This is a genomic window from Pseudomonas sp. NPDC087598, assembly GCF_044743525.1.
In the GTDB taxonomy this organism is placed as follows: domain Bacteria; phylum Pseudomonadota; class Gammaproteobacteria; order Pseudomonadales; family Pseudomonadaceae; genus Aquipseudomonas.
Genome location: NZ_JBIUWQ010000158.1, coordinates 1 through 1,244, shown reverse-complemented (window position 1 = coordinate 1,244; position 1,244 = coordinate 1). Strand labels below are relative to the sequence as shown.

The window sequence follows — 1,244 nt, the reverse complement described above, 5'->3', positions numbered from 1 at the left end:
CGGAGACATGGTGGACGGTTTTAGATCTTCTTACCTGCCGTCACGATCTGCAAGTTCAAGTCGATTCGGGCGATACGATGTCTACTCCAGTAGACATCGTGGATGCCGTCCTCCGTCGTTTCCCGGATAGCTACTGATCTTCCGTAGAAAGCCTTTCCGACCGTGTATTCACGATTCCCCCAGTAAATCTCGCCCTTCACCTGAACCTTCCTGACCACATCGCCTTCGTCGTACTCCGGGGCCGCGGGTTGCTCCTGATATTCCCGTGGGCTGCTGCTGTAACGAGTAGCAGGCACCCGCATGTCCAACGCTTGATGCGGACGCTTCTGGTTGTAGATATCACGCCAGATATCAAATGCCCGTTGCGCGTCGTTGAGATCGATAAAATGCCGGTCTCGCAGGACTTCATTTTTCAGGCTGCGGTGGAAGCGTTCCAGCTTTCCTTGGGTTTGCGGATGATAAGGACGAGAGTGGCCGACCTTGATACCTTGGCTCATCAGCCAGACCTCCAGCGCGGTATAAACGCCCGTCTGGTCACCCCAGGGCGAACCGTTGTCCATCGTCATGCGCAAAGGCAGGCCGTGACGCCGAAAGACCCGGATTAGATGCTCTTGGACGGTTTCGCGTTGCTCATTGGTGCATGCCGCAATGCACAGCGAAAACCGCGAATGATCGTCCAATATCGTCAACGGATGGCAACGCCCCTGAGCCAGGCTGATATGCCCCTTGAAGTCCATCTGCCAAAGATCGTTGGGCGCTTCATGCTCGAATCGGATAAACGGTTTGATCTCAGCGGCCTTTGGGTCGACGCGCGAATTACGCTGTAAAACCGCATGCACGGTACTGACGGAAGGCATCACTGCGCCTTCGTCTTCTAACACGCGCTTAAGCTTGCGAGCGCCCCAAGCCGCGTACTCCTGACTCACGGTTAGAATCTGCTGTTCAATCTCGTCAGCGCAGCGTTTGGGGGACGTCTTCGGTCGTCGAGACTGATTGATCAATCCCTCTGCACCTGAGGTTTCAAACCTCTTGAGCCATTTGTAGGCAGTGCTTGGGCTGATATTGAATCGGCGGCAAAGCTGCCGAATATTGACCCCTTCCTGCCGAGCCAAAAGCACGAATTCTGTACGAAGCTGCACGGTGGACACCTCTTCCCAAGACACAGGTCATCTCCTTCGCGATGAGCAATGTGTCTATTAAAAAGTGTCCACCATGTGTCCGAACACCTGTCCACCATGTGTCCG

At 54.7% G+C, this 1,244-nt stretch carries 1 protein-coding gene; it reads right to left on the bottom strand.

Annotated features, from left to right (window positions below; translation table 11 throughout):
- Positions 1-20 precede the first annotated feature (20 nt).
- Complete coding sequence (locus ACIOWE_RS30230; RefSeq protein WP_401398630.1) at positions 21-1,163, bottom strand: IS481 family transposase; 1,143 nt, start codon at positions 1,161-1,163, stop codon at positions 21-23.
- Positions 1,164-1,244 lie beyond the last annotated feature (81 nt).